The organism is Shinella sp. H4-D48, assembly GCF_022637395.1.
Taxonomy (GTDB): Bacteria; Pseudomonadota; Alphaproteobacteria; order Rhizobiales; family Rhizobiaceae; genus Shinella; species Shinella sedimenti.
This window is the reverse complement of sequence record NZ_CP093337.1, coordinates 85798-109094: the sequence shown is the minus strand read 5'-3', so window position 1 is coordinate 109094 and position 23297 is coordinate 85798. Positions and strand designations below refer to the sequence as shown.

21 protein-coding genes, 1 tRNA gene and 2 pseudogenes are annotated in these 23297 nt (G+C 56.6%); 17 read left to right on the top strand and 7 right to left on the bottom strand.

All coding sequences use genetic code 11. The annotated features are described in order from the left end of the window. Positions 1 to 4: 4 nt before the first annotated feature. Both MNR02_RS00515 and MNR02_RS00510 read right to left on the bottom strand, forming a co-directional pair. Positions 5 to 1099, bottom strand: coding sequence for a Gfo/Idh/MocA family protein (locus MNR02_RS00515; RefSeq protein ID WP_305854506.1), 1095 nt, complete (start codon positions 1097 to 1099; stop codon positions 5 to 7). Further along, positions 1068 to 2390: a nucleotide sugar dehydrogenase gene (locus MNR02_RS00510; RefSeq protein ID WP_241947695.1), complete on the bottom strand. Its 1323-nt coding sequence runs from the start codon at positions 2388 to 2390 to the stop codon at positions 1068 to 1070. Before MNR02_RS00510 ends, MNR02_RS00515 begins: the two co-directional genes overlap by 32 nt. Before the next feature lie 279 nt (positions 2391 to 2669). Here MNR02_RS00510 and MNR02_RS00505 point away from each other — a divergent pair, with 279 nt between their 5' ends. From MNR02_RS00505 to hisF, 9 genes are all read left to right on the top strand, one after another. Then, positions 2670 to 3818, top strand: a complete 1149-nt coding sequence (locus MNR02_RS00505; RefSeq protein WP_241947694.1) for a glycosyltransferase family 4 protein — start codon at positions 2670 to 2672, stop codon at positions 3816 to 3818. A 321-nt stretch (positions 3819 to 4139) separates the two neighbouring features. Next, on the top strand, positions 4140 to 5183 hold the full coding sequence (pseI, locus tag MNR02_RS00500) for a pseudaminic acid synthase (RefSeq protein ID WP_241947693.1): 1044 nt from the start codon (positions 4140 to 4142) through the stop codon (positions 5181 to 5183). A gap of 539 nt (positions 5184 to 5722) precedes the next feature. Next, complete coding sequence (gene pseB / locus MNR02_RS00495; RefSeq protein WP_241947692.1) at positions 5723 to 6754, top strand: UDP-N-acetylglucosamine 4,6-dehydratase (inverting); 1032 nt, start codon at positions 5723 to 5725, stop codon at positions 6752 to 6754. A 16-nt stretch (positions 6755 to 6770) separates the two neighbouring features. Further along, entirely contained in the window at positions 6771 to 7925 is a 1155-nt protein-coding gene (gene pseC, locus MNR02_RS00490) for a UDP-4-amino-4,6-dideoxy-N-acetyl-beta-L-altrosamine transaminase (protein ID WP_241947691.1), read from the top strand. Then, positions 7922 to 8620: a pseudaminic acid cytidylyltransferase gene (pseF, locus tag MNR02_RS00485; RefSeq protein WP_241947690.1), complete on the top strand. Its 699-nt coding sequence runs from the start codon at positions 7922 to 7924 to the stop codon at positions 8618 to 8620. The genes pseC and pseF overlap by 4 nt, the downstream gene beginning before the upstream one ends. Positions 8621 to 8635: 15 nt before the next feature. Next, on the top strand, positions 8636 to 9286 hold the full coding sequence (locus tag MNR02_RS00480; RefSeq protein ID WP_241947689.1) for a pseudaminic acid biosynthesis-associated methylase: 651 nt from the start codon (positions 8636 to 8638) through the stop codon (positions 9284 to 9286). 26 nt (positions 9287 to 9312) lie between these two features. Continuing rightward, the gene (locus tag MNR02_RS00475; RefSeq protein WP_241947688.1) at positions 9313 to 10437 is read left to right on the top strand and encodes an N-acetyl sugar amidotransferase; all 1125 of its coding nucleotides are present in this window, start codon (positions 9313 to 9315) and stop codon (positions 10435 to 10437) included. 7 nt (positions 10438 to 10444) lie between these two features. Then, positions 10445 to 11074, top strand: a complete 630-nt coding sequence (gene hisH, locus MNR02_RS00470) for an imidazole glycerol phosphate synthase subunit HisH (protein WP_241947687.1) — start codon at positions 10445 to 10447, stop codon at positions 11072 to 11074. Positions 11075 to 11076: 2 nt separating this feature from the next. Continuing rightward, a complete protein-coding gene (hisF, locus tag MNR02_RS00465) occupies positions 11077 to 11847 on the top strand; it encodes an imidazole glycerol phosphate synthase subunit HisF (RefSeq protein WP_241947686.1) in 771 nt (256 codons plus the stop codon). 159 nt (positions 11848 to 12006) lie between these two features. Here the strand turns inward: hisF and pseG are convergent, their stop codons facing one another. The 3 genes and pseudogenes from pseG to MNR02_RS00450 all read right to left on the bottom strand — a co-directional run bounded on the left by pseG (position 12007) and on the right by MNR02_RS00450 (position 16199). After that, positions 12007 to 13494: a UDP-2,4-diacetamido-2,4,6-trideoxy-beta-L-altropyranose hydrolase gene (pseG, locus tag MNR02_RS00460; protein ID WP_241948911.1), complete on the bottom strand. Its 1488-nt coding sequence runs from the start codon at positions 13492 to 13494 to the stop codon at positions 12007 to 12009. A 522-nt stretch (positions 13495 to 14016) separates the two neighbouring features. Next, a pseudogene (locus tag MNR02_RS00455) lies at positions 14017 to 15164 on the bottom strand (IS3 family transposase). A 15-nt stretch (positions 15165 to 15179) separates the two neighbouring features. Beyond that, the gene (locus MNR02_RS00450; RefSeq protein WP_241947685.1) at positions 15180 to 16199 is read right to left on the bottom strand and encodes a site-specific integrase; all 1020 of its coding nucleotides are present in this window, start codon (positions 16197 to 16199) and stop codon (positions 15180 to 15182) included. 182 nt (positions 16200 to 16381) lie between these two features. Between MNR02_RS00450 and MNR02_RS00445 the strand changes: the two genes are divergently transcribed. From MNR02_RS00445 to MNR02_RS00435, 3 genes are all read left to right on the top strand, one after another. Continuing rightward, positions 16382 to 17665, top strand: a complete 1284-nt coding sequence (locus MNR02_RS00445; protein WP_241947684.1) for a PAN domain-containing protein — start codon at positions 16382 to 16384, stop codon at positions 17663 to 17665. A gap of 194 nt (positions 17666 to 17859) precedes the next feature. Continuing rightward, positions 17860 to 18399: a Panacea domain-containing protein gene (locus tag MNR02_RS00440; protein ID WP_241947683.1), complete on the top strand. Its 540-nt coding sequence runs from the start codon at positions 17860 to 17862 to the stop codon at positions 18397 to 18399. After that, positions 18365 to 18748 carry a hypothetical protein gene (locus MNR02_RS00435; RefSeq protein ID WP_241947682.1) on the top strand — a complete coding sequence of 128 codons (384 nt, stop codon included), beginning with the start codon at positions 18365 to 18367 and terminating at the stop codon, positions 18746 to 18748. The genes MNR02_RS00440 and MNR02_RS00435 overlap by 35 nt, the downstream gene beginning before the upstream one ends. Before the next feature lie 114 nt (positions 18749 to 18862). On the opposite strand, the gene MNR02_RS00430 is transcribed toward MNR02_RS00435, so the two are convergent. Beyond that, positions 18863 to 18952, bottom strand: a tRNA-Ser gene (locus tag MNR02_RS00430). A gap of 339 nt (positions 18953 to 19291) precedes the next feature. On the opposite strand from MNR02_RS00430, the pseudogene rplU reads away from it, so the two are divergent. The 4 genes and pseudogenes from rplU to MNR02_RS00410 all read left to right on the top strand — a co-directional run. Then, positions 19292 to 19603, top strand: a pseudogene (gene rplU, locus MNR02_RS00425) (50S ribosomal protein L21); the annotation flags it as partial. A gap of 88 nt (positions 19604 to 19691) precedes the next feature. Then, positions 19692 to 19961 carry a 50S ribosomal protein L27 gene (gene rpmA, locus MNR02_RS00420; RefSeq protein WP_134648437.1) on the top strand — a complete coding sequence of 90 codons (270 nt, stop codon included), beginning with the start codon at positions 19692 to 19694 and terminating at the stop codon, positions 19959 to 19961. A gap of 127 nt (positions 19962 to 20088) precedes the next feature. Then, complete coding sequence (locus MNR02_RS00415; RefSeq protein WP_241600895.1) at positions 20089 to 20721, top strand: GNAT family N-acetyltransferase; 633 nt, start codon at positions 20089 to 20091, stop codon at positions 20719 to 20721. Further along, on the top strand, positions 20718 to 21308 hold the full coding sequence (locus MNR02_RS00410; protein ID WP_241947681.1) for a GNAT family N-acetyltransferase: 591 nt from the start codon (positions 20718 to 20720) through the stop codon (positions 21306 to 21308). The genes MNR02_RS00415 and MNR02_RS00410 overlap by 4 nt, the downstream gene beginning before the upstream one ends. A gap of 31 nt (positions 21309 to 21339) precedes the next feature. On the opposite strand, the gene MNR02_RS00405 is transcribed toward MNR02_RS00410, so the two are convergent. Next, positions 21340 to 22200 (bottom strand): endonuclease/exonuclease/phosphatase family protein, encoded by an 861-nt coding sequence (locus tag MNR02_RS00405; RefSeq protein ID WP_241947680.1) that lies wholly within the window; start codon positions 22198 to 22200, stop codon positions 21340 to 21342. Positions 22201 to 22285: 85 nt separating this feature from the next. On the opposite strand from MNR02_RS00405, the gene obgE reads away from it, so the two are divergent. Further along, positions 22286 to 23296 carry a GTPase ObgE gene (obgE, locus tag MNR02_RS00400; protein ID WP_241947679.1) on the top strand — a complete coding sequence of 337 codons (1011 nt, stop codon included), beginning with the start codon at positions 22286 to 22288 and terminating at the stop codon, positions 23294 to 23296. Position 23297 lies beyond the last annotated feature (1 nt).

Below are 23297 nucleotides of genomic sequence, written 5' to 3'. Positions count from 1 at the left end.
TCCCTCAGTATTCTAGCGGCAGTTGGATACGCTTTCCATCGCGCGCTGACTTATAGATAGCAACGAGAGTTTCAAGGCTTCTAAGGCCTTCCCGCCCATCCGTCTCTGGCTCGCATTCACCACGCATCACGCGGATAACGTTGTCGTAATAGAGGGGGTGTCCGAAGCCATAGACCGAGGTGGTTTCATAACTTGCGGTGGCGACTTTCTCATCGTCCTCGTGCTGTTCAGCAAATTCCCAATGCTGGATCTCGTTAACAGCTACTCCTCCAACGCGAACGGTACCCTTCTCACCGATGATTGTGATGCTACCTTCAAGATTTTTGGGGTAGGTCAGCATAGTCACATTCATTGATCCCATGGCACCGGAACGCCATCTGACGCTGATCACGCCTGTGTCCTCAACTTCGATATTGCGTGCCAAAGTACCTGTGTACGCATGCAGGCTTTCAATCGGACCGATCAGCCAGTCGAGTAGATCGACGTAATGACTCGCCTGGTTCATGAACGCGCCACCGTCAAATTCCCACGTGCCGCGCCAGCTAGCAGCGTCATAGTACTCTTGCGGACGAGTCCAAAAAACATTTACATTGACCATGTAGATTCGACCGAAACGCTTCTGCTCGATCGCTCGTTTAAGCAGCTGCAGCGTCGCATTGCGCCGGTTCTGCTTGACTACGAAAAGGCGTACAGCTGCATCGTCACAGGCCTTGACCATATCGAGGCCGTCGCGCCAGCGCGTTGACATCGGCTTTTCAGTCACCACGCTGCGACCTGAGGCTGCAACCTGCTGGGCTTGAGCGCTGTGCAATCCGCTCGGCGTAGTCAGCACGACCACATCAGCAGACGTTTTGGAAAGCAGCTCATCAAGACTGCTGTGCCCGGTCGCCCCTGTTTTTGAGACTGCACTCTCCAGCGCAGCGGGATTAATGTCACAAACATCAACCAAGTCAGCCCGGTCGCTGTGCTGAGCAATCGCGGCGAAATGGTTCTGGGCGATTCGGCCAGCCCCGACCAAGGCAAAGCGTATGTTTCGATCGGTTATTGGAGCAGGAAAGTGACGCATATCAGGCCTTAACAACAGATTTCGCTGGCTCAAGATAGCGCCCGCGCGTGTCAACGATCATATGGGCATTAACGCGAATGAGTTCATAGTCGTATTCATCATGGTCGGTGGCGAGCAGCACACAGTCGTAGCTCGCTACACTCTCCGCAGTCAGAGGCACGCTCGACAAATCAAAATGCGCATGGCCGCGAAGCTTCGGAAACACTGGCACATAGGGATCATTGTAGCTCACTTGGGCACCCAGAGCCCGAAGCTTCTCCATCAGGACGACTGACGGCGATTCGCGCATGTCATCAACGTTCTTCTTGTAGGCAATACCCAAGATCAGTATGGTCGAGCCATTGACGGACTTGCGAAGACGATTGAGCGCGTCAGTTACTTTTGCAATCACATAGTCGGGCATACTTGCATTTATCTCGCCCGCAAGCTCTATGAAGCGCGTGGAAACGCCATATTCCCGCGCCTTCCATGTGAGATAGAAAGGATCGATCGGTATGCAATGGCCCCCGAGGCCCGGACCGGGATAGTATGGCACGAAACCAAAGGGCTTCGTTGCCGCGGCGCGGATCACCTCATGAATGTCGATCTCCATCCGGTCGGCCACAATCTTCATCTCATTCACTAGACCGATGTTAACCGCACGGTGAATGTTCTCGAGCAGTTTGGTCATTTCAGCTGCACGTGTGGACGACACGGGCACCAATTGATCGATCACTTTGCTATAGAGCGCAAGCCCAACATCAAGGCAAGTTGACGAATAGCCTCCACATACCTTTGGAATACTACTTGTTGTGAAATTATTATTACCTGGATCTTCGCGCTCGGGCGAATAGACCAAGAAGAAATCTTCCCCGACTTTGAGACCAGCGGATTCAATTCGCGGAAAAAGCTCCTCGTCCGTCGTGCCTGGATAGGTGGTACTCTCCAGCGACATAACTTGACCTTCGCGCAAATACGGCAGCAGCGAGTCAACAGTACCTACAACGAAACTAAGGTCCGGTTCTCTGTGATCGTCAAGAGGCGTTGGCACGCACAGAATCAGTGCGTCAACTTCGCGGGAGCGACTAAAGTCTGTCGTCGCTTCAAAATTTTTGCTAAGGGCAGACTCCAGTCGCGCACGAGAAATATGCCTGATGTAACTCTCGCCAGCAGCAAGCTTCATCACCTTGGTAGGATCAATGTCGAAGCCAATTACCTTGTAGCCGACTTCGGCATAGCGCAACACCAAGGGTAAACCAACGTAACCTAGCCCGACAATACCAATGACAGCTTCTTTCGACTCAAGTTTCCGAACTAGGCTAACGCTCAATCTTACACTATTCATTTTTAAACCCGTTGTTAGCGAATTTCGACAGAATGTTCCGTGAGTCGGTCGGACCACTATCACCCACAGACGCGAATCGCTAGCCGCGAAGCGGGAATTTCGCGGTGGTCGAGCCTCCGCGTAAATGCTTCTGACCTGATGTGCTATTCTGATCTTGGGTCCGATCTGGATTAAGATCCGTGGCACGGTCGCTGCCATCCGACTACGTGCCTAGCTTCAACATCACAATCTGCTACCCCATCTCTTCATTGGAAATTCGAGCTCAAACGGAAAATTGAAATGACTGTGATCACCATTGTCGGAAATCAGGCCTTTTCGATGATAAACTTTCGCGGGACTCTAATTGAAGCTCTGGTGGCAAAGGGGATGACGGTTTACGCTTTGGTCCCAGAACTCGATGAAGATTCGGAAAGTGCCATACGTAAACTCGGAGCTGTTCCTGTCGCGATATCGTTGTCTCGCACTGGAACCAATCCGTTGGCCGATTTGAAGAGCCTGATCTCGATTGTCAGATGTATGATACGGCTCAAGCCAGATCTTATCCTGGCCTATGCGGCAAAGCCGGTGATTTACGGCATTGTCGCCGCTTGGATCGCAGGCGTTCCTAAACGCTTCTCGATGATTGAGGGGCTGGGTTATGTGTTTATCTCCAATCCGCGCGACGGTGTTTTCAAAACTGCCGTGCGTTGGTTGGTGAAACACCTCTATCGCTTTTCATTCAAGCGTTCAAATCGGGTGTTCTTCCTAAACGATGATGACATCTCCGACTTTGTACACATGAGACTGCTTTCGCAGTCTAAGCCGGTAAAAATTGGCGGCATTGGAGTCGACCTATCTCAGTGGCGCCCAGCGCCGCCTCAGTTAACACCGATAACATTCACAATGGTGGCGCGGTTATTGCGTGACAAAGGCGTTATTGAGTTCGTAGAAGCCGCGCGTATCATAAAGAGCGAAAATCCTGGAGTTCGTTTTGTGCTGGTAGGTGGTCGCGACAAAAATCCTGAGTCAGTGACGGAAACTCAGCTATCGGACTGGGTCAATGCTGGTCTGGTTGAGTGGACGGGGCACGTCCCTGTTGGCCCACACTTGGAGCATACCAGCGTCTTCGTTCTTCCATCATATCGCGAAGGCGTCCCTCGGAGCACACAGGAAGCAATGGCAATGGGACGTGCTGTAATTACTACCGACGTTCCTGGTTGTCGCGAAACAGTAATTGATGGGCAAAACGGCTTCTTGATAGAGCCTCGCGACACGAATGCCCTTGCTGCCGCAATGCATAAGTTCATTCAAAAACCTGAGTTGATCGCGACTATGGGTCGGCGAAGCCGAGAACTTGCCGAAGAGCGATTTGATGCAACTAAAGTCAACGAGACAATCATTAGAGTACTGGAATTGAAATATTATTCAGACAGGACTCTAATAGCTTGAGAGCAGCTTCTTCCGCCTGGCGTTCTCGTCCTCGATCGCCTTCAGCTTGCGGGCATCCGACACGTCCATGGCACACAACCTGCTCTCTCTTTTTCGTAAGGCCAATCATGCGGCCGCGATCATTACCACACACACCAAATTACACCAGGTTTTCGAACGCCATCGCGCGGACAACCCGCCAAAATCTGCTCGGAGCTTGCGTCTCGCCGCTCCGCAGTGTGGCGAGTTTAAACTTTCGGCAATCCGCGAGAGTTGCCAAAGCAACGATGGACAGCAAACGGGAGCCATGTTAACGCGGACGCAAAATGGAACTAAAAGCTCATGAAGATCGGTAATCGCAGCATTGGACTTGGCCATCGGCCGTATCTTATTGCAGAGATGTCGGGCAACCATAATCAGTCGCTGGAACGGGCCCTGGAGATTGTTGAAGCCGCGGCCAGATCTGGCGCCGATGCGGTCAAACTGCAGACATACACCGCCGACACAATTACTCTAGACTCTTCCAGACCTGATTTTGTGATCAACGATTCAGAGAGCCTTTGGAACGGCTACAGGCTTTACGACCTCTATGATGAGGCACATACCCCTTGGGAATGGCACAAGCCAATTATGGACCACGCCAAGGCTCTTGGTATGGACTGCTTCAGCTCCGCGTTTGACGATACGTCGGTGGATTTTCTTGAGACTTTAGGGGTGACCGCCTACAAAATCGCCTCCTTCGAATGCACCGATCTTCCCTTGATCGCAAAAGTGGCACGCACAGGAAAGCCGATGATCATTTCCACCGGCATGGCAACCGTGGGGGAAATCGATGCGGCGGTTCAGACCGCACGCGAAAACGGCTGCGGCGACCTGGCGATCCTGAAATGCACCAGCACATATCCGGCGACACCGGAAAACACCAATGTCCGCACCATCTCCAATATGCGCGACACCTTCGACTGTGAAGTAGGGCTTTCGGATCACACGATGGGTTGCGGCGTGTCCGTGGTGGCCGTGGCCTTCGGCGCCAGCCTCATCGAGAAGCACTTCACCCTGCGGCGGGCCGACGGCGGCGTCGATTCGAAATTTTCCCTCGAGCCTGATGAGTTCGCTCAGCTCCGGGTCGAGACCGAAAGGGCCTGGCAATCGCTGGGGCAAATCGTCTATGGCGGCACCAAGGCCGAGTCAGGCTCCCGTGCTTTCAGGCGCTCTCTCTATGTCGCCCAGGACATGAAGTCGGGCGACATGTTCACGAGCGAGACCCTGCGGATCGTGCGCCCCGGCTACGGCCTCGATCCAAAGTTTTACGAGATCGTGCTGGGCAAGCCGGTCACGCGCGACGTAGCCAAGGGCGAGCGGGTCAGTTGGGACATGATCGCATGAGACGAAAGGCAGCAGTCGCAAGGCCTGACCTGCCGGTTGTACTTGTCTTCGGTCGTGCCCACATCTCCCAGCGATCCCAAGACAATGCGTGCGCCCTGAATAACGAGTTCGATTATCGCATTGTGTGCGAGGGAAGGAAGCTGGGCACCGAAGACAGCCGCGCGCGGCTCTGTTGCCACTGGGGCGACCAAGCGGAGTCGTCCGGTTTAAGCCAGGCGCAAAACGAGGACGTGATCCGCCGCTGCCGGTTGCTTCGGAACATGCACTCGTCCGATGCGCTCCGCATGCTTCACTCCATGGCGCGTATGCTCCATGAGTATATCGAAGCCAACCAACCCGATCTTGTCCCGTCCCATTGACGAATACATCACCCATCTAGTGTCCGTTTTCGCCGGCCGGCGCAGAATACTCTACATTGGCTAGATCTCTTCCTACTTCAGCGGCTATGCGCAAGTGCTGCGCCCCGATTGACCCCCCGCCGGCCGAATGGCATTGCAGTGACGCACTTTAAGAAGCCCTTGAGTTGAGAAAGCAAGATGATGACGCTTAAGACCTATGACGCGACGCTCATCACGGAAGACATGTCCATTTTCGTGACGGGCGGCACCGGTTCCTTTGGCCAGGCATTCGTGAAGAGGGTGCTCGACCAATGTCCGAATATCCGTCGTCTTGTGGTATTCTCGCGTGACGAACTCAAGCAATTCGAGATGCAGCAGCGCTTTCCGGACCACAAGTATCCTGGCCTGCGCTACATGCTTGGGGACGTACGGGACCGGAGTCGGCTTGTCAGGGCTCTGGAAGGGATAGATATCGTGGTCCACGCCGCTGCCCTCAAGCAAGTGGTTGCCGCAGAATACAACCCGATGGAATATATCAACACCAATGTGCTCGGCGCGGAAAACCTCATCGAGGCCTGCCTGTCCAACAAGGTCAAGGTCGTCATCGCCCTATCGACCGATAAAGCCGCCGCACCCATCAATCTCTATGGCGCGACCAAGCTGTGCTCAGACAAGCTATTCGTCGCCGCCAACAACATCCGCGGATCCAGGGATCTTCGCTTTTCCGTCGTCCGCTATGGCAATGTGATGGGAAGCCGCGGATCGGTAATCCCCTTCTTCCTAAACGCTAAGGCTTCAGGAGTGCTGCCCATTACCGACCAGCGCATGACCCGGTTCAACATCACGCTCGAAGAGGGCGTAAATATGGTGCTCTGGTCGATCAAGAACGCCCAGGGTGCGGAAATTCTCGTTCCCAAAATCCCGTCCTACCGCATTTTGGATGTCGCTGAAGCGATCGGTCCCGAGTGTGAAAAACCGGTCGTGGGCATCAGGCCGGGCGAGAAGATCCACGAGGAGATGATCACGGTCAGCGACAGCCTCAACACGGTCGATATTGGCGATTACTATGCGATCCTCCCAGTGAGCGCCGACAATGTCGTCGACCAGTATCTCGCCAAGACCGGCGGCCGTCGCGTCGAAATGGACTTCAGCTATAATAGCGGCACTAATGAAGACTTCCTCACAATTGAACAGTTGCGCGCGTTGATCGCCGATCATGTGGTAAAGTGCTAACAACGGAAGCCCAGCCATGATCCCCTACGGCCGCCAGGACATCTCACAGGATGACATCGACGCTGTCATTGCGACGCTCACCTCCGATTTTCTGACCCAGGGGCCTGCCGTCCCTGCGTTTGAGGCGGTGGTCGCCGACCATTGCGGCGTGCGCCATGCGGTAGCTGTGAACAGCGCCACAAGCGCCCTACACATCGCCTGCTTGGCGCTAGGCGTCGGGCCGGGCGATGTGGTTTGGACGTCGCCGATCACGTTCGTGGCAAGCGCCAACTGCGCGCTCTACTGCGGCGCTGATGTAGATTTCGTCGACATTGACGATCGCACATGGAACATGTGCCCACAGAAGCTAGCAGCGAAGCTAGAACAGGCCAAGGGAATAGGCAAGTTGCCCAAGGTCGTTGTTCCTGTTCACCTGTGCGGTCAGTCCTGCGACATGGCGGCGATTGGAACCCTTGCCAAAACCTATGGCTTTAAGATCATCGAGGATGCCTCTCACGCAATCGGCGCTGAGTATGCTGGTGCGCCCGTGGGCAAATGCACCCACAGCGACATTGCCGTGTTCAGCTTCCATCCGGTGAAGATTATCACGACAGCAGAGGGCGGGCTTTGCACCACGAACGATGCCGCCTTGGCGCGCAGCATGCAGCTTTTCCGCAGTCACGGCATAACCAGAGACGGGAGCGAGATGACGCACGCCTCAGACGGGCCATGGTACTATCAGCAGGTGGCGCTCGGCCTGAATTACCGGATAACGGATATCCAGGCGGCCCTTGGGCTCAGCCAGATGTCCCGGCTCGGGCAATTCGTGGCGCGCCGACGCGAGATCGCGGCACGCTACGAGGACAAACTCAAGGACAGCGGATTACAGCTGCCCACGCTGATCGAGGACGCCGCCTCCTCGTGGCATCTCTATGTAATTCGCGTCCAGTCCGAACTGCGCCGCAGACTATTCGAGGGCCTACGCAAGGCCGACATCGGCGTCAACGTGCACTACATACCGGTACCCAGCCAGCCCCATTACCGCAATCTTGGGCACGATCCCGCGCTCTATCCCGCGGCAGCGAAGTACTACGCGGAAGCGATCTCGATTCCAGTGTATGCTTCGATGACTGAGAAGGATGTCGACTATGTTGCGGCGCAGATTCTCCGTTTGTTGGACCAACTCAGATGACAACGGCAGTCATTCCCGCGCGCGGTGGGAGCAAACGCATTGAGCGGAAAAACATCCGCAGTTTCGGCGGAAAGCCGTTAATCGTGTGGAGCATCGAGGCGGCCGCCGCAAGCCGGCACATCCACAGAATCATTGTGTCAACAGATGACGCGGAGATTGCCGAGGTGGCGCGTGCCCATGGCGCCGAGACCCCATTCATCCGGCCGGCCGAACTTGCCGATGACTTCGCTACAACCGGCGCGGTGATGAAGCACGTGGTCAACTGGATGTCAGACCAAGACGGGCAGGAGGAGCCGGTCTGCTGCATCTATGCCACCGCGCCCTTCGTGCGGCAGAGCGACATTGACGATGCCCTGGAAGTATTCAGGACCACGGACGTCGACTACGTCTTTTCCGCCACTAGCTTCGCGTTTCCGATCCAGAGGGCGCTCCGGCTAGATGACCAAAACCATGTTCAGATGTTCTATCCCGAACACCAAACCACACGATCCCAAGATCTTGTCCACGCCTATCATGACGCTGGCCAGTTCTACTGGGGTTCCCGGGCCGCTTGGCGAGAGAACAGACCCATCTTTTGCGAGCGTTCAACTGCATTTCTGTTGCCGCGGTATCGGGTCCAAGATATGGATACGCCAGAAGATTGGGAACGTGCAGAATGGATGTTCAGGCAGTTGCGTGAAATGAGCACAACCTAATCCACGAGGATGATTATGAATAAAGATCACTACGCTACGGAACAAGAGGCATTCTGGGCGGGCGATTTCGGGAATGACTATATCGGGCGAAATCAGGGCGACCAGCTACTCGCGTCAAACCTGCAGTTTTTCAGCAAGGCGCTTGCGCAAACAGTCCGTTGCGAAAGCTGCATCGAGTTCGGAGCCAATATCGGGATGAACATCCGGGCGTTGAAACTCCTGCATCCCGACATGAAGTTCAACGCAATAGAAATCAACTCCCAGGCCGCTGAAGAGCTGGGCAAAGTGATCGGCCCGGGGAATGTGCATTGCCAGTCGATTACGGAATTCTCCCCGACCGGGCAGTGGGACATCGCCCTCATCAAGGGCGTTCTCATCCACATCAATCCCGATGTCCTCGACCAAGTATACAGCCGTCTTGTCCAGTCGACATCCCGCTACATGCTAGTGTGCGAGTATTACAACCCGGAGCCGGTTGCGATACCTTACCGTGGCCATTCCGATCGTCTATTCAAGCGTGATTTCGCGGGCGAGATTATGGAAAGGCATCCAGAGATGAAGCTCGTGGACTATGGCTTCACCTATCGCCGAGATCCCAAGTTCCCGCAGGACGACATCACCTGGTTCCTGATGGAAAAGGCGGCAACTGTCGGGGCCAATCGCTGATGCTGATCTATTGCCGAAATTGTATCATGCCCGACACGAAGCCGGACCTTCGTCTCGATGAAGAATTCGTGTGCAACGCGTGCCGGAGTTATGAGAATCGTAAGACGGTGGATTGGGACAAGCGGCGCAATGAACTCACCGAGGTTCTGGGCCGGTACCGCTGCACAGACGGATCCAACTGGGATTGCATCGTGCCAGTCAGCGGCGGCAAGGATAGCACCTATCAAGTGGTGAAGATGCTGCAACTCGGCCTCAATCCGCTCTGCATCACATCTACCACCTGCGACCTTTCCGGCATCGGTCGCAAGAACATCGATAATATCAAGCGATTGGGCGTCGATTACATTGAGGTTTCGCCCAACCCGCTCGTTCGCGCCAAGCTCAACCGCATAGGCCTGACGCAGGTCGGCGATATATCGTGGCCCGAGCATGTTGGCATTTTTACAATTCCAGTTCGCGCCGCCGTCCAGTTCAACGTTCCGCTGATTATATGGGGAGAAAACTCGCAGAATGAGTATGGCGGCCCCGCAACAGCGGCGGAAAATAATGTACTTAATCGGCGATGGCTTGAGGAATTTGGCGGCCTGCTCGGCATGCGCGTCACCGACATAATTGGGCAGCACGGTATCCAGGCTAAGGATCTGATCAACTACAGCTATCCCAGCGACGAGGAACTGGCCCGAGTGGGCGTGACGGGTCTGTTTTTGGGCCACTATCTGCCATGGGACGGGTTGAGCAATACGCTCGTTTCAGTCGCAAACGGATTCACCAGCTTTCACAAGGCGGTGGAGGGTTCAATCGTCAATTATGAGAACCTGGACAACTATCAGACCGGAATTCACGACTATTTCAAATTCCTCAAGTTTGGATTCGGACGGGCAACTGATCTGGCTTGCCTCCATATCAGGAGGGGAAGGTTGACGCGCCAGGATGGCTTGGATGTCGTAAAGAACCACGACGGCAAATTCCCTTGGGTCTATCTAGACAAGCCACTGGAGGAGATTCTCGCACCTCTAGACATCTCAGTCGAGGAATTCATTAAGATCTGCGACCGCTTTACGAACAAGAGAATATTTAAGCGCCACCCCGATGGTAGCCTAATCAAAGACAAGCATGGCAACTTGACCAAGATAAACTACGATAACGTTTGAAACCGCGATGAACATCGGGATTATTGACTACGGGGTGGGGAACATTGGGTCCATCGAGCGCGCGCTTGAGGAACTGGCTGTAACCGGAAAGTTACTGACAGACCCTTCCCAGATTATGGGTGTGGAAAAGATCGTCCTGCCCGGGGTCGGCAGCTATACAGAGTGTATGATGCGCCTTCATGCCGGAGGATGGGTCGATGCTCTCCAAGAGAGTGTCACCGAAAAACGAATACCATTACTGGGCGTTTGCGTGGGAATGCAGCTTCTCTCGGACTTCGGGGCGGAGGGCGCAGCGGACGAAAAGGGCACTCCCGGGCTGGGCTTCGTGCCTGGGACCGTCCTCAGGATGCCAGCTTCGGAACAAAAGCTCAGGCTTCCGCATGTCGGCTGGAACGAAGTTTACCACCGGAGCTCCGGCGACACTCTGTTTTCGGGAATACCCAACGGTTCCGACTTCTATTTTGTTCACAGCTATGCCTTCATTGCTGAGAACCAAGACCATGTCGCGGCTGTCTCTTTCTACGGAACCGAATTTGTGGCCGCAGTGCACAACAGGAATGTCTGGGGCACGCAGTTCCATCCTGAGAAGAGCTCGCGTGCCGGATTCGCAGTTCTCAAGAATTTCGCGAGTATCTGATAATGTTAAAAACTCGCGTCATACCGACCCTTTTGTGGAAGCAATTTGGCCTTGTGAAAGGTGTAGGTTTCGACAGTTGGCGTCGGGTGGGACCGGTGCTACCAGCGATCAAGGTCTACAATCAACGCGAGGTCGACGAATTGATTCTCGTCGACATCACTGCTGTGATCAACAATAGCGACCCGGATTATGAGTCCATCAATGATTTCGGCAGGGACTGCTTCATTCCGCTGACGTTCGGCGGCGGGATCAGGCATATCGACCAGGTCCAGGTGCTATTGCGCGCTGGCGTCGACAAAGTCAGTCTAAACACGTCCCTTTATGAAAAGCCCGATCTTGTGACCCAAATCGCTAAGCGGCACGGGACGCAGTGTGTTGTCGCAAGCCTGGATGTTCGAAGCGAGGGGTCGGGCTGGAAATGCTTCAGCCGGTCAGGAACACTCGACACCGGCAAAGACGTGATTGCCTGGGCAAAAGAGGTGGAGGACAGGGGCGCGGGCGAGATTCTTCTCACCTCGATTGAACGGGATGGGACGTTCCAAGGGTACGATCTCAAGCTTGTTGAAGCCGTCGTTAGCGCGGTCTCGATCCCCGTGATCGCGTCAGGCGGCGCGGGAAACTACCAGCACATGGTTGAGGCTGTCCGAGACGCCGGTGCTTCAGCCGTTGCCGCAGCCAGCATATTTCACTTCACCGAACTGACTCCGGCAGGCGCAAAGCAGGCCTTGGCGGAGGCAAAGATCTTGGTGCGCAAAGCCTATAAACCTGCTTAGAGATCGTGTCCCGCCGCGTGGAGAAGCTCCGGCTAGCGTGTATGAGAATAGAACCCGGATTTACTAGCTTCCTGCTTCCGCTGCGTGCGTAGCGAAGGCCGCTCGGCGCTAGAGCCAGTAGACAGACCAGTTATAACTTCACTAAGCCTGCTATTGTTGCTAGCTCCCGCCGCGCAGAGGGAGCTCGTAGCGTATGGCCTCCGAGTGGTCCTGTTGTGCCGACGGCTGAAAGCCGAGCCCTTCAAAGACCTTTATTGAGGCCCGGTTTATGGGTTTCACGTATCCCGAGATGAGCTCTCGGGCGGGATCCGAGCGAAGCCATCGAATGGCCATGTCCAGCATTGGGCGTGCAATTTGGCGCCCTCGAAACAGCGGGGCAACTAGATAGGAAACCTCCCAGCTCTGGTCGGGCTGACGCTCAAATCGGACCTGGCCAACAGGGATACAGCTGCGTGTTTCAGCCAGAAGGAAGACGACGTCTGGTGACGACAAGCGACGCTGATACCAAGCCTGATGCTCCCGAACAGAGATCGGGCGAGGGTTAAACGCGTTCCTTCTCGTAACCGGGTCGTTAGCCCAACCGAGGATGACGTCGCTATCCGAGGATCTGGCAAGCCGCAGCTCAAGACCTTCTCCTCCCACATGCATCAGGATATCGGCAACCCGCTCCGCTCCGAGGGCGTCCACCAGCGACATCATCCGGCCGGAGGCGGCGGGATCAAGCGGCGCAGCAAGGGATTGTCGAAGACCGCGCACAAGGGAGTCGAGGGTGATCGTTTCACTGCGCCCCAACCAGGTGATGAAACCCCGTCGTTCCAGTTCCCGAGAAAGTAGCTCCTGGTTATCGGCAAGAGTGACGACCGCGGCGGGGAGGCCAAGTGCTAGTCTTTCCCAGCTGGTGGTCCCAGACGCGCCGACGAATAGGTCCGCATCCGCCATTGCCTGCGCTAGATCAGGAAGCTGACCCGAGAGCACAAGGCGCCGATCAGCGGCGCAGACTACTTCTACTTGGTCAAACTGAAGATTGGCCTGATCGAGAATAACGCGAGCGGCAAAGTCAGACGAAAGGCGAGACAAGGCTTCCGCCGTCATCAACGTCATCTCCTTGTCGGCTCCCCCAAAATAGACAAGGATGGACCGGATTGTCTTGCCGACGCGGGTAACCTCCTTCCTCAGCGAACTATAACGGTCCGCGATCAATGCATAGGCCGGGCCAAGCAGCGTAACGCAATCCGCTGGGACGAGCCCCTTATATCTATCCTGATAATTGGCAACGAGGTTCTGATCGAGAAGCACATCAGCATCGTGAACTCGGTTGGCGAGATCATCGATGGCCAGAATGCGCGGCGCAACGGAACGGATTCGCTGTTCCCACGCCTGTCCTAAGCTGTAATGGTCCACGATGACCCACGTATTTGAGGCCCCGGGCCGTTCCTTGAGAGCAGAGCCTCGTTGAATCGCATCAATGCAAAGTTCCGCATCATCCTTCTCCGTAAGGTTTGCGCTTCCTTGGAGTTGCCCGATTTCCACAACCGAGAAACCGTCCTCCCTGACGCGCGCCATCAGATTGCCGCTTAGCGGTCGCATTAGGAAAACCACCGTGGCGCCTCGCAACCGCAGTCGTCGTGCCAAGGTCAGGCACCTCATCACGTGGCCTGTGCCGATCACCGATGAGGCGTCTGTCCGGATTATAACTCTCATGTGTTCTGCACCATTCAGTCTCTGCGATGCGATCCTTGTAGCTCTTTTTAAGGCAGATTCGTTGACCTACCAACCAGGTGCGTTCTGAGTAGCCTCCAGATCAGTATACGGCTTTTCTGACCTGAGACCCAACTTCCCTTCGAATTTCAGGAGAGTCTTGGGTTTGCTCGCTATGGGACCAAACCTTGGACCGCCGGGAACTAGAATTTTCCGGCTGTTGCTCTGGCGTCGATCAAGAACAGAAAAATTAACCATACCTGAGCTCTTCGTTCCGGATGCGTTCTATTCTCCTTGTCGGCGAGCGATCTCCGGGCTAAGTCTGGACGTGCCGGATAGTCAAACGATCCCTGGCACTTAAGCGGCCCTCGCTGGTGGTGGAACACCAAACGAGGGCCTGACCCGCAACCTTGCTTGAGAAGGAATTGGGCTATGAAGACCTGGCCTGCTGCCGGTTTTTCGGACACCGAGTTAGGCTAATCCTACCTTGTTTTCAAATTCCATAGGGCTGAGATAGCCCAGTGTCGAATGGCGACGCTTTGGGTTGTAGAAGCGCTCGATGTAGTCGAACACGTCCGCCTTTGCATCGTCCCTGGTCCTGTAGACGTTGCGAGCTGTCCTTTCCGTTTTGAGTGATGAGAAGAAGCTTTCCATCGCGGCATTGTCCCAGACATTGCCGGATCGGCTCATCGAGCAGGTGATTCCATGATCAGCCATGAGACGCTGGAACTGCTCGCTCGTGTATTGGCTGCCCTGGTCCGAATGGTGGAGAAGCGCATCCGGCTTGCCTCTGCGCCAGATGGCCATGATCAGCGCATCTGTGACGAGCTGGGCCGTCATGTTGGCATTCATCGACCAGCCAACGACACGGCGCGAGAACAGGTCGATGACGGCAGCCACATAGAGCCAGCCCTCAGCCGTCCAAAGATATGCAAAATCGGCCACCCACTTCTGGTTCGGTCTTGCTGCCGCGAACTATCGGTCTAGCACATTCGGCATGATGACCGGGCGCTCGCCGTCGTCTCTCGGCAAGCCTCGCCGTCTCGGTCTTGCTCTCAATGCATTGGCGCGCATGAGACGCTCGACACGATGCAGACCACAGGAGAGACCTTCGGCAAGGAGGTCGTGCCAGACACGCCGCGCGCCGTAGGTGCGGTCGCTATCCTTGAAGCTGTCCTTGATCTTGTCGAGCAGAGCCTCATCATACCGGGCATGCTGGCTCGGAGACCGGTTTAACCAGGCGTGAAAGCCGGAACGCGATACACCCAGCGCTTCGCAGAGCCATGCCACCGGCCAGATCGAACGGTGCTTTGCAATGAACGCGAACTTCATATCACGTCCTTCGCAAAGTAGGCGGCGGCCTTTTTTAAGATATCACGCTCCGCCTTCAGCTTGGCCACCTCTTTCCGAAGCCTCTCGATCTCAAGCTGCTCAGGCTTCATCTGTCCCTGACCAGGAAAAGCCTGTGCGGGGTCCGAACCATATTCCCTGACCCACTTGCGCAGGACATTCTCATGAACATCCAGATCGCGAGATGCCTGCGCAACGCCGACCCCACGCTCTCGAACCAATCTCACCGCCTCAAGCTTGTACTCGCGGCTGAACTTCCTTCGTTGCATCCATGCGCTCCAGTTTCATTGGAAACACCTTAACTCGGTGTCCAAGAAACCGGCAGCAGGCCAGCAGGCCACGGCGAGATGCGTATAGCGCTTGAGCATCCGTAGTTCCTTGTGACCTGAGATGCTGCTTACTTCGATAACATTCAAGCCGCGCTCGAACATTCGGCTTACACCCTCGTGACGAAGGTCGTGGAAGCGCAAAGCCTTGACGTTCGAGCGGACAAGCAGACGACGCCAAGCTTGTTCGAGCGCGCCTGGCTTCATTGGGAAGATGAGAGATTGATCTACTTCTGCTCGATCTCTCCATTCTGTCAGTGCGTCAAAGGCACGCTGAGACAGAGGGACCTCTCTCCCGGATCCGTTCTTCGTCATCATCAGGGTGATCACCCGGCGATTGTGAGAGAAGTCCTTCCACTCAAGACCCAGGATCTCCCCTCGGCGCATCCCGGTCTCGATCGCCAGAATGATCAGCGTTTTGAGATGGGGAACCAACCCGGCGTTACAGCCATCGAGAAGGCGCTGCTCCTCATCGCCCGTCAGGCGTCGGCTGCGCTCATTTCGAATGACCGGACGGCGCACGAGCTTCACCACGTTCTTCGCGAGCGGCATTCCCCAATCACGCATCGCAACCTCAACAGCATGACTGAGGATCGCCATCTCTCTCACAGCGGTAGATGGAGCTACCGACTGCAGGCGCTCATCGCGGAACGACGCAACGTCCTGCTGGCTCAACCCGATCAGCGTTCGGTGCGAGAGATCATGACGCCGAAGAACATCGATACGCTGTCCTTCCTGCACCGCTCCGCGCTTGGTAGGCGTGATCTCCCGCTGATATCGCTCTAGGAGCGCACCGAGCGTCGTGGTCTCGAGGATCTTTGTGTCCGGGGCTGCCCCGAAGCGGTCGACCTGCGTTTCCAGATCTCGCGCCCACTTCTCGGCGTCTGCTTTGCTGTCGAAGCTCTTCGCGCGTGGCTTCATCCCGCGACGACGCACCTGAGCTTGCCAGCGCCCTCTGAGCTTTCTGATAGTTGCCATTTCGATCTCCTGTTGTAATGGAGATCATGCGTAGGATGCCCCGCCAGGGGCGCCAAGGGACATTCCGGCGCCGATAAACTCGACGATTAACTGCACTCCCAGGTAGATTGAGCCGATTCCATCCAACTCTTGCTCAGTAGCGATCGATGTAGTTTGATGAGCACGGGTAAGGGTATGTTGTTATGCGTAATCATTTTTGGGCTGCGCTCGCTAGCATTCTGCTGTCGGTCGCCTCTGTTCTTGATGCAACCGCCGGAGAGAAAGCTTTTGGCCCCTTCAGCGTTGACGATTCCACGCCGGGCGTCATCACGCTAAATGGTGAGATTGACATCAATTCCGGCCTGAATTTTCGCCGCGCACTTCAAGCGGCACCGGAAGCAAAGCTAGTTATTCTCAACAGTCCCGGCGGTAACGTTCAAATCGGTCTGCTCATCGCAGACGACATCCATCAACGTAAGTTGGCCACGTATATCCCGAGTGGCAGCAAATGCTTCTCGGCATGCGCCTTCGTCTTTCTTGCTGGTGCTGAACGAAAGGCCGATGGCGACCTGGGCGTCCACCAGATCTCCTCCGGCTCGTCTGATCTCGTCGGCGCACAGCTGGCGATCTCCGACATTATTGAAGTGCTGAACCGCTTCGGCACGCCGATCGACGTGATGCACGTCATGTTCAAGACTCCGCCTGATGACATGCACGTATTTAGTCAAGACGAGATTCGACGTTACGGGTTGAACCGAAACGCGAGCCAGCGATCGGATGAATTGGCCGCATCCAGTCACGAGCCGCAAACCACAACCAAGCCTATCGATGGAAGTGAATCGTCCGACAAGCAATCTTCAACCTCTGATCAGCCAACACCCGACTCTCACCAAGCCAGCCTGCCTCGAGATACGGCACTTTCCCCGATCGAAGAGTTCACCAAGCGACCAAACCGAATAGCCATCTACACCGGCCTCGATCTGTTCGGTGACGACATCTCCTCCATTCGTGTCAACGATCCTGCGGCATGCGCTAGTAGCTGCCTGGTCATGAACGGTCAGTGCAAGGCGTTCACCTTTAATACGAATCCAAGGCTCAGGAAGGGGCCGAACTGCTTTTTGAAATCGAGTGCCGGCCGAGCCGATGGAAACAGCGTAGCTTTCTCAGGGCGCTTCCTGAGCGGAGCCGAGGAAGATCCATCAGCTTTCACAATGAGCGTAAACGATCCTCAAACCGCGCTGTTTGACAATGTCGATCTGCCGGGCGGTGATCTTTCACGACGTCCTCATCAGTCGGCGAAAACGCCGCTCGCCTGTCGATTGGCCTGCGTAGACGAAGCTCTTTGCATCGCGTTCACATATATCAAGGCTAAACGAGAGTGCTGGTTAAAGGGCTCGATCGGCTCGCCCGTCTTCGGCAAGGAAATGGTATCCGGCGTAAAGAAGCTTGAGACCTTCTCGCCAGCTAAGGTCATTAGTCTGGATTAAATTCATGTCAGTCCGCCCGCTCTAACTGTTGTGATACGATCCCGGGCTTAACTGTTCTCCACAACTGATTCTCAGCGAGTCAACCCCTAGGCTCTAGCAAACACACAAGAATCAACCTATATTCAACTGGAAAATCAGCGCGGGGGCCGAGGCTCCGGCGCTGTCTTTGTGATTCGCAGAAGGGAGGCACTCGCATGGTAGACACTACAGCGGAAGGTGCTCGGACTACTGCGGCAGCGGTAGCTAACGCTTTTCTCGACATCCAGGCAAACGATCGTTCGCAATTTCCGCTGATCGATCAGATGAAGCTACAGAAGCTTGTCTTCTACGCTCATGCTTGGTGGCTTGCTCACACGGGGCAGCCCCTGTTCGGTGACGACATTGAAGCTTGGCCCTGGGGTCCGGTTGTCGGTGACATATACGGAAGTTTCAAAGAGTTCGGCAGAAAGCCCATCCAGGGGAAAAAAGCCAACGTTCTGACGCGATCAGGAAATGGTCCGTTTATGAAATTTGAGCTTCCAGATCCCCCAGATCCTGAAGTGCTCTCATTTCTGAAGAACGTCTGGGAAACCCATAAAGGCATGTCTGGCGTGCAGCTTTCAAATGCAACGCACGCACCAGGGGAACCTTGGACAATTGTTAAGGAAAGCTACGGGACGCTGGACTCTAAGCCTAGAATTCCTAATACATTGATCCGTGATGTCTTCCGATCAAAGCTCGACGCCACAAACTGACCAGGGGAAATCGCCGGGGCAATGGAAGATCCCATCGCCTCCGGCCCAGATTCCTGATCAGCCAGATACCGCTACTCGCAAAGATCCATGCTTCACAGACGGACATGCACCGAACCAGGTATTCCACTTTTCGAAGTGGGGCTTTGCTTATGGCACCGATGACAAAGGTCATGCTGCCGCCTTGACGCTTTCATTCGCCATACTAGCCTTAATACTGCTGATCGTGATCGTCGGCGCACTCGTCACCGAACGCGAGTGGCTAGCCGACATATTGAAGGTTCTCGGCAGCGCGTTCCTAATCGTCGCCGGCATTGCTGTAGGAAAATCTACCGGGAAGTCGGAAGAGTGAGTTTAGTCGCCCGATCGTGCCCAGAGTGTGGCCCCCGCTAAATTTGCGTCGGCCTCTTAAATAACGAGATACTATCAGGCTTGTCGGAAAAACCTTGTAGCCCAAGGTCCGTGATGGCGGAGAGGGTGGGATTCGAACCCACGATACCCTTGCAGGTATGCCGCATTTCGAGTGCGGTGCATTCGACCACTCTGCCACCTCTCCGGATGTCGGTCGGCACCTTTGAGGCGCGGGCGGTACATAGCGGGTGTGGCGCGGGCTTGCAAGAGGGCTTGGGCGTTGAAAGTTCATCTATTTGTCATGGTGACGGAAATTCCCTTGACAGTTTTCCGCGCCTCACCTATTGCGCAAGGTGCAGTGGCATGGGTCTTACCTGTGCCGCGACACTGGTTCTTTGTGCCGAGCGGCCTGAATTTTCGGCGCCGCACCTTGCAGGAACCACCCGAGCCGGCGATGCGCCAATGCATCGCCATCCCTGTCGACTGATAAAAAGACGGCCGTGCCCCAGGGCGCAGAGCCGGCACGAACATGAAAGGATACAAAATGTTCGCAGTCATCAAGACCGGCGGTAAGCAGTACCGCGTGGCCGCCAACGACGTTCTGACAATCGAAAAGCTGTCGGGCGACGCTGGTGCAAAGATCGAATTCACCGAAGTGCTGATGGTCGGCGTCGGCGCCGATGCGACGATCGGTGCGCCCTTCGTCGAAGGCGCGATCGTTACCGCAGAAGTCGTCGAGCACGGCCGCGCCAAGAAGGTCATCGCCTTCAAGAAGCGTCGTCGCCAGAACTCGAAGCGTTCGCGCGGTCATCGTCAGCACAACACGACTGTCCGTATCATCGACATCGCAGCCGCCGGCGGCAAGGCAAAGAAGGCTTCCAAGAAGTCTGAAGCCGAAACCGTTGCAGCAGCCGAATAACCCGGACAGGTAAAGGAGAACTCCCATGGCACACAAAAAAGCTGGCGGTTCCTCGCGCAACGGTCGCGATTCCGAGTCCAAGCGTCTTGGCGTGAAGAAGTTCGGCGGCGAAGCCGTCCTCGCAGGCAACATTATCGTGCGTCAGCGCGGTACGCAGTGGCATCCCGGTGCCAATGTCGGTCTCGGCAAGGATCACACGATCTTCGCTCTTACGGCTGGCAATGTGAATTTCCGTACGAAGGCCAACGGTCGCGTTTACGTGTCTGTGGCCCCGAAAGCGGAAGCAGCGGAATAAGCCGGTAGCGCTCTAAAACAGCCGGCGTCTCATCGACCCGGCTGGCGCGACAGGTTTCAGGCCTGAAGAAGAAAAAGGGAGATGAGGCAAGACCTTATCTCCCTTTTTTCGTTCTGGAGGACTGAACATGCAAACCGAATTGTTGCGGGAAGACCAATCAAGGTCTCCCCAGGAAAGGCCAAGGCCTGAACGGTCGAGGACCGATTGCCCGATCTTGCTGTCGCCGCGGCTCGTCATGAGAGCTCCGCACGAAGACGACATCGACGCCCTTGCCCATCTCGCCAACAACGCCAATATCGCCAACATGGTCGCCCGCATGCCGCACCCCTACACGGTTGCGGATGCCGCCGATTTTGTGCGACGCACGCGCGACGGCGCGATTGGCAAGTGCGTCTATGCCATTACGAAAGCCGACAACGGCGCCTTCCTCGGTTGCTGCGGTATCGAGCCGCATGAGGACGGACGCACGGTCGAACTGGGCTACTGGCTGGGCGAGCCCTACTGGAACCAGGGCTATGTCACGGAAGCGGCCCATGCGCTGATCGACATGGTCTTCCGCACCCGCGATATCGAGCAGATCGATGCGCGCTGCCGGGTCATGAACATCCCCTCGCGGCGGGTCATCCAGAAGTGCGGCTTCCAGTTCCAGGCGACCGGCATGGTACAGAGCCTTGCCGTCGGCGGCATGGTTCCCGTCGAATGGTATAGGCTCGACCGCAAGACCTGGGTTTCGCTGAAGAGCTGGGGGGGCATGCGATGAACGCCATGCAGAACTCGGTCGAACGGGCCTGCATCACCGGTCCCGGCCCCTGCCCGACCATCACGACGGCGCGTCTGACGCTGCGTCCGCACCGCATGTCCGATGCGGACGCCATCGCCCAGTCGCTTGCCGATTTCCAGGTCTCGCGCATGCTGGCGCGGGTTCCCGCCCCCTATGATCGCCAGGACGCCAGCGAGTGGCTTGCCGTCGCGACCACGGACCTCAACGACGGCTGGGCCTTCGCCATCACCGCCGGCGACGACGTGCATATTGGATGCGTTTCGTTCGAGAGGCGGTCCAGCGGCTGGGAAATCGGCTATTGGCTGAACCGCTTCTACTGGCGGCGAGGCTATATGAGCGAGGCCGTGCATGCGGCCATTTCCCGCTTCCTGATGCGCATGCCGGGCACGGAAATCCACTCCGGCATCTTCGCCGACAACCTCGCATCTCTTCGCGTGCAGGAAAAGGCGGGATTCCGCATCACCGGCTGCAGCGAGGTCTTCAGCGTCGCGCGCGCCGCCATGGTGCCGCATCTCGAGACCGTACTGGCGCCGGGCGATTTTCGCCCGGCCTCACCGCGGCACTGACATCGACCGGGGCGGAGCGATCCGCCCCGGTCTACGACAATTCGAACCAGACGGGCATGTGGTCGGAGCCGAAGGCCGTCTCGTCGACCCAGGCATCCGTCAGGCGCTCCACGAGGCCGTGGCTGAGAAAACAGTAATCGAGGAACATGCGGTCGGCATGGTCCTGGGGATTGATCCAGCTGAAGCTCGCGGCATGGCGCTTGCCAAGGCCGGCGATCGCGTCGACCGGATTGCCGGCGCGGATCTGGCGGCCGTAAAGGGGATCGACGCCGCCGACCATTTCGCAATATTCGGGCGATTCCGGCACCATGTTGAAATCGCCCATCAGGACATAGTCCTCGGGCACCGGCGGTTCGGGCAGGCCGAGTTCATGGGCGCCGGAAATCGCGCCGCCCTCGAAGCCGTAGAGTTGGGCGCGGTCCTTGAGATACCGGATCTGGGCGATGCGCTCGTCGCGGTGCACATGGTCGAGATGAACGGAATAGAGGCGGAGCGCGCCACCCGGTGTGGCGATGACCGCTTCGGTGGCACCGCGTTGCAGGTTCAGCTTGTCCAGCGTGCGGGTGCGCGGCAGCGGGAGGAGACGACTGGAGAGGATCGGCCAGCGAGAGAAGATCATGTTGCCGAACTGGAAGCGGCGATTGACCACGCGGCCCTTTTCGATCGCCGATCCGGCATCGAGGTCGCAGGCCGGCCAGAAGACGGAGTAGTGGTTCGCCAGCAGCGTCTGCAATTCGGCGACCATGTCGATGCCGCCATTGCGGTGGAAGTTGCGCGTCACTTCCTGCAACGCGATGATGTCGGCGCCATGGATCGAGGAGACGATGCGCGGCAGGTCGAGGCGATCGTCGAGACCGATCCCGTACTGGATGTTATAGCTGACGAATTTCACGATAGTCTTTGACCTCTGCGGGAAGCGGCTATATCGAAGACGGCAAAATGACCATATTGATCAGAGTAAAGCGAACGGCGAGCCGATGAAGTTCCTGGACGAAGCAAAAGTCTATATCCGGTCCGGCGACGGCGGGGCAGGGGCTGTCTCGTTCCGCCGCGAAAAATTCATCGAATTCGGCGGCCCCGATGGCGGCGACGGCGGACGCGGCGGCGACGTGTGGGTGGAGGCCGTCAACGGCCTCAACACGCTGATCGACTTCCGTTACCAGCAGCACTTCAAGGCGACGATCGGCACGCATGGCATGGGCCGCAACCGCACCGGCGCGAACGGCGCGAGCGTGACGTTGAAGGTGCCCGTCGGCACGCAGATCTTCGAGGAAGACAACGAGACGCTGATCGTGGATCTCGTGCAGGAAGGACAGCGCTTCAAGCTGGCCAGCGGCGGCAATGGCGGCTTCGGCAACGCGCATTTCAAATCCTCGACCAACCAGGCGCCGAACTGGGCCAATCCCGGCCTGGAAGGCGAAGAAAAGACCATCTGGCTGCGGCTGAAGCTGATTGCCGATGCCGGCCTCGTCGGCCTGCCCAATGCCGGCAAGTCGACCTTCCTCGCGACCTGCACGCGCGCTCGGCCGAAGATCGCCAACTATCCGTTCACGACCCTGCATCCCAATCTGGGCGTGGCCACCATCGACGGCGGCGAGTTCATTCTGGCGGACATTCCCGGCCTCATCGAAGGCGCCCATGACGGCGTGGGCCTTGGCGATCGTTTCCTTGGCCATGTCGAACGCACACGCGTGTTGCTGCACCTCGTCTCCGCGCAGGAGGAGGATGTTGCCAAGGCCTACAAGACGGTGAAGCACGAGCTTGAAGCCTATGGCGGCGGCATCACCGATAAGCCGGAAATTGTGGCACTCTCGCAGATCGACCTGCTCGACGAGGACGAGCTGAAGAAGAAGTCCAAGGCGCTGCAGAAGGCCTGCGGCCAGCCCGTTCTGCAGCTTTCCGCCGTCGCCAATGTCGGCATGGTCGGCACGCTGCGCGCCCTTCGCGACGTCATCGTTCAATCGAAGAATGCCGGATCCGACGACTGAG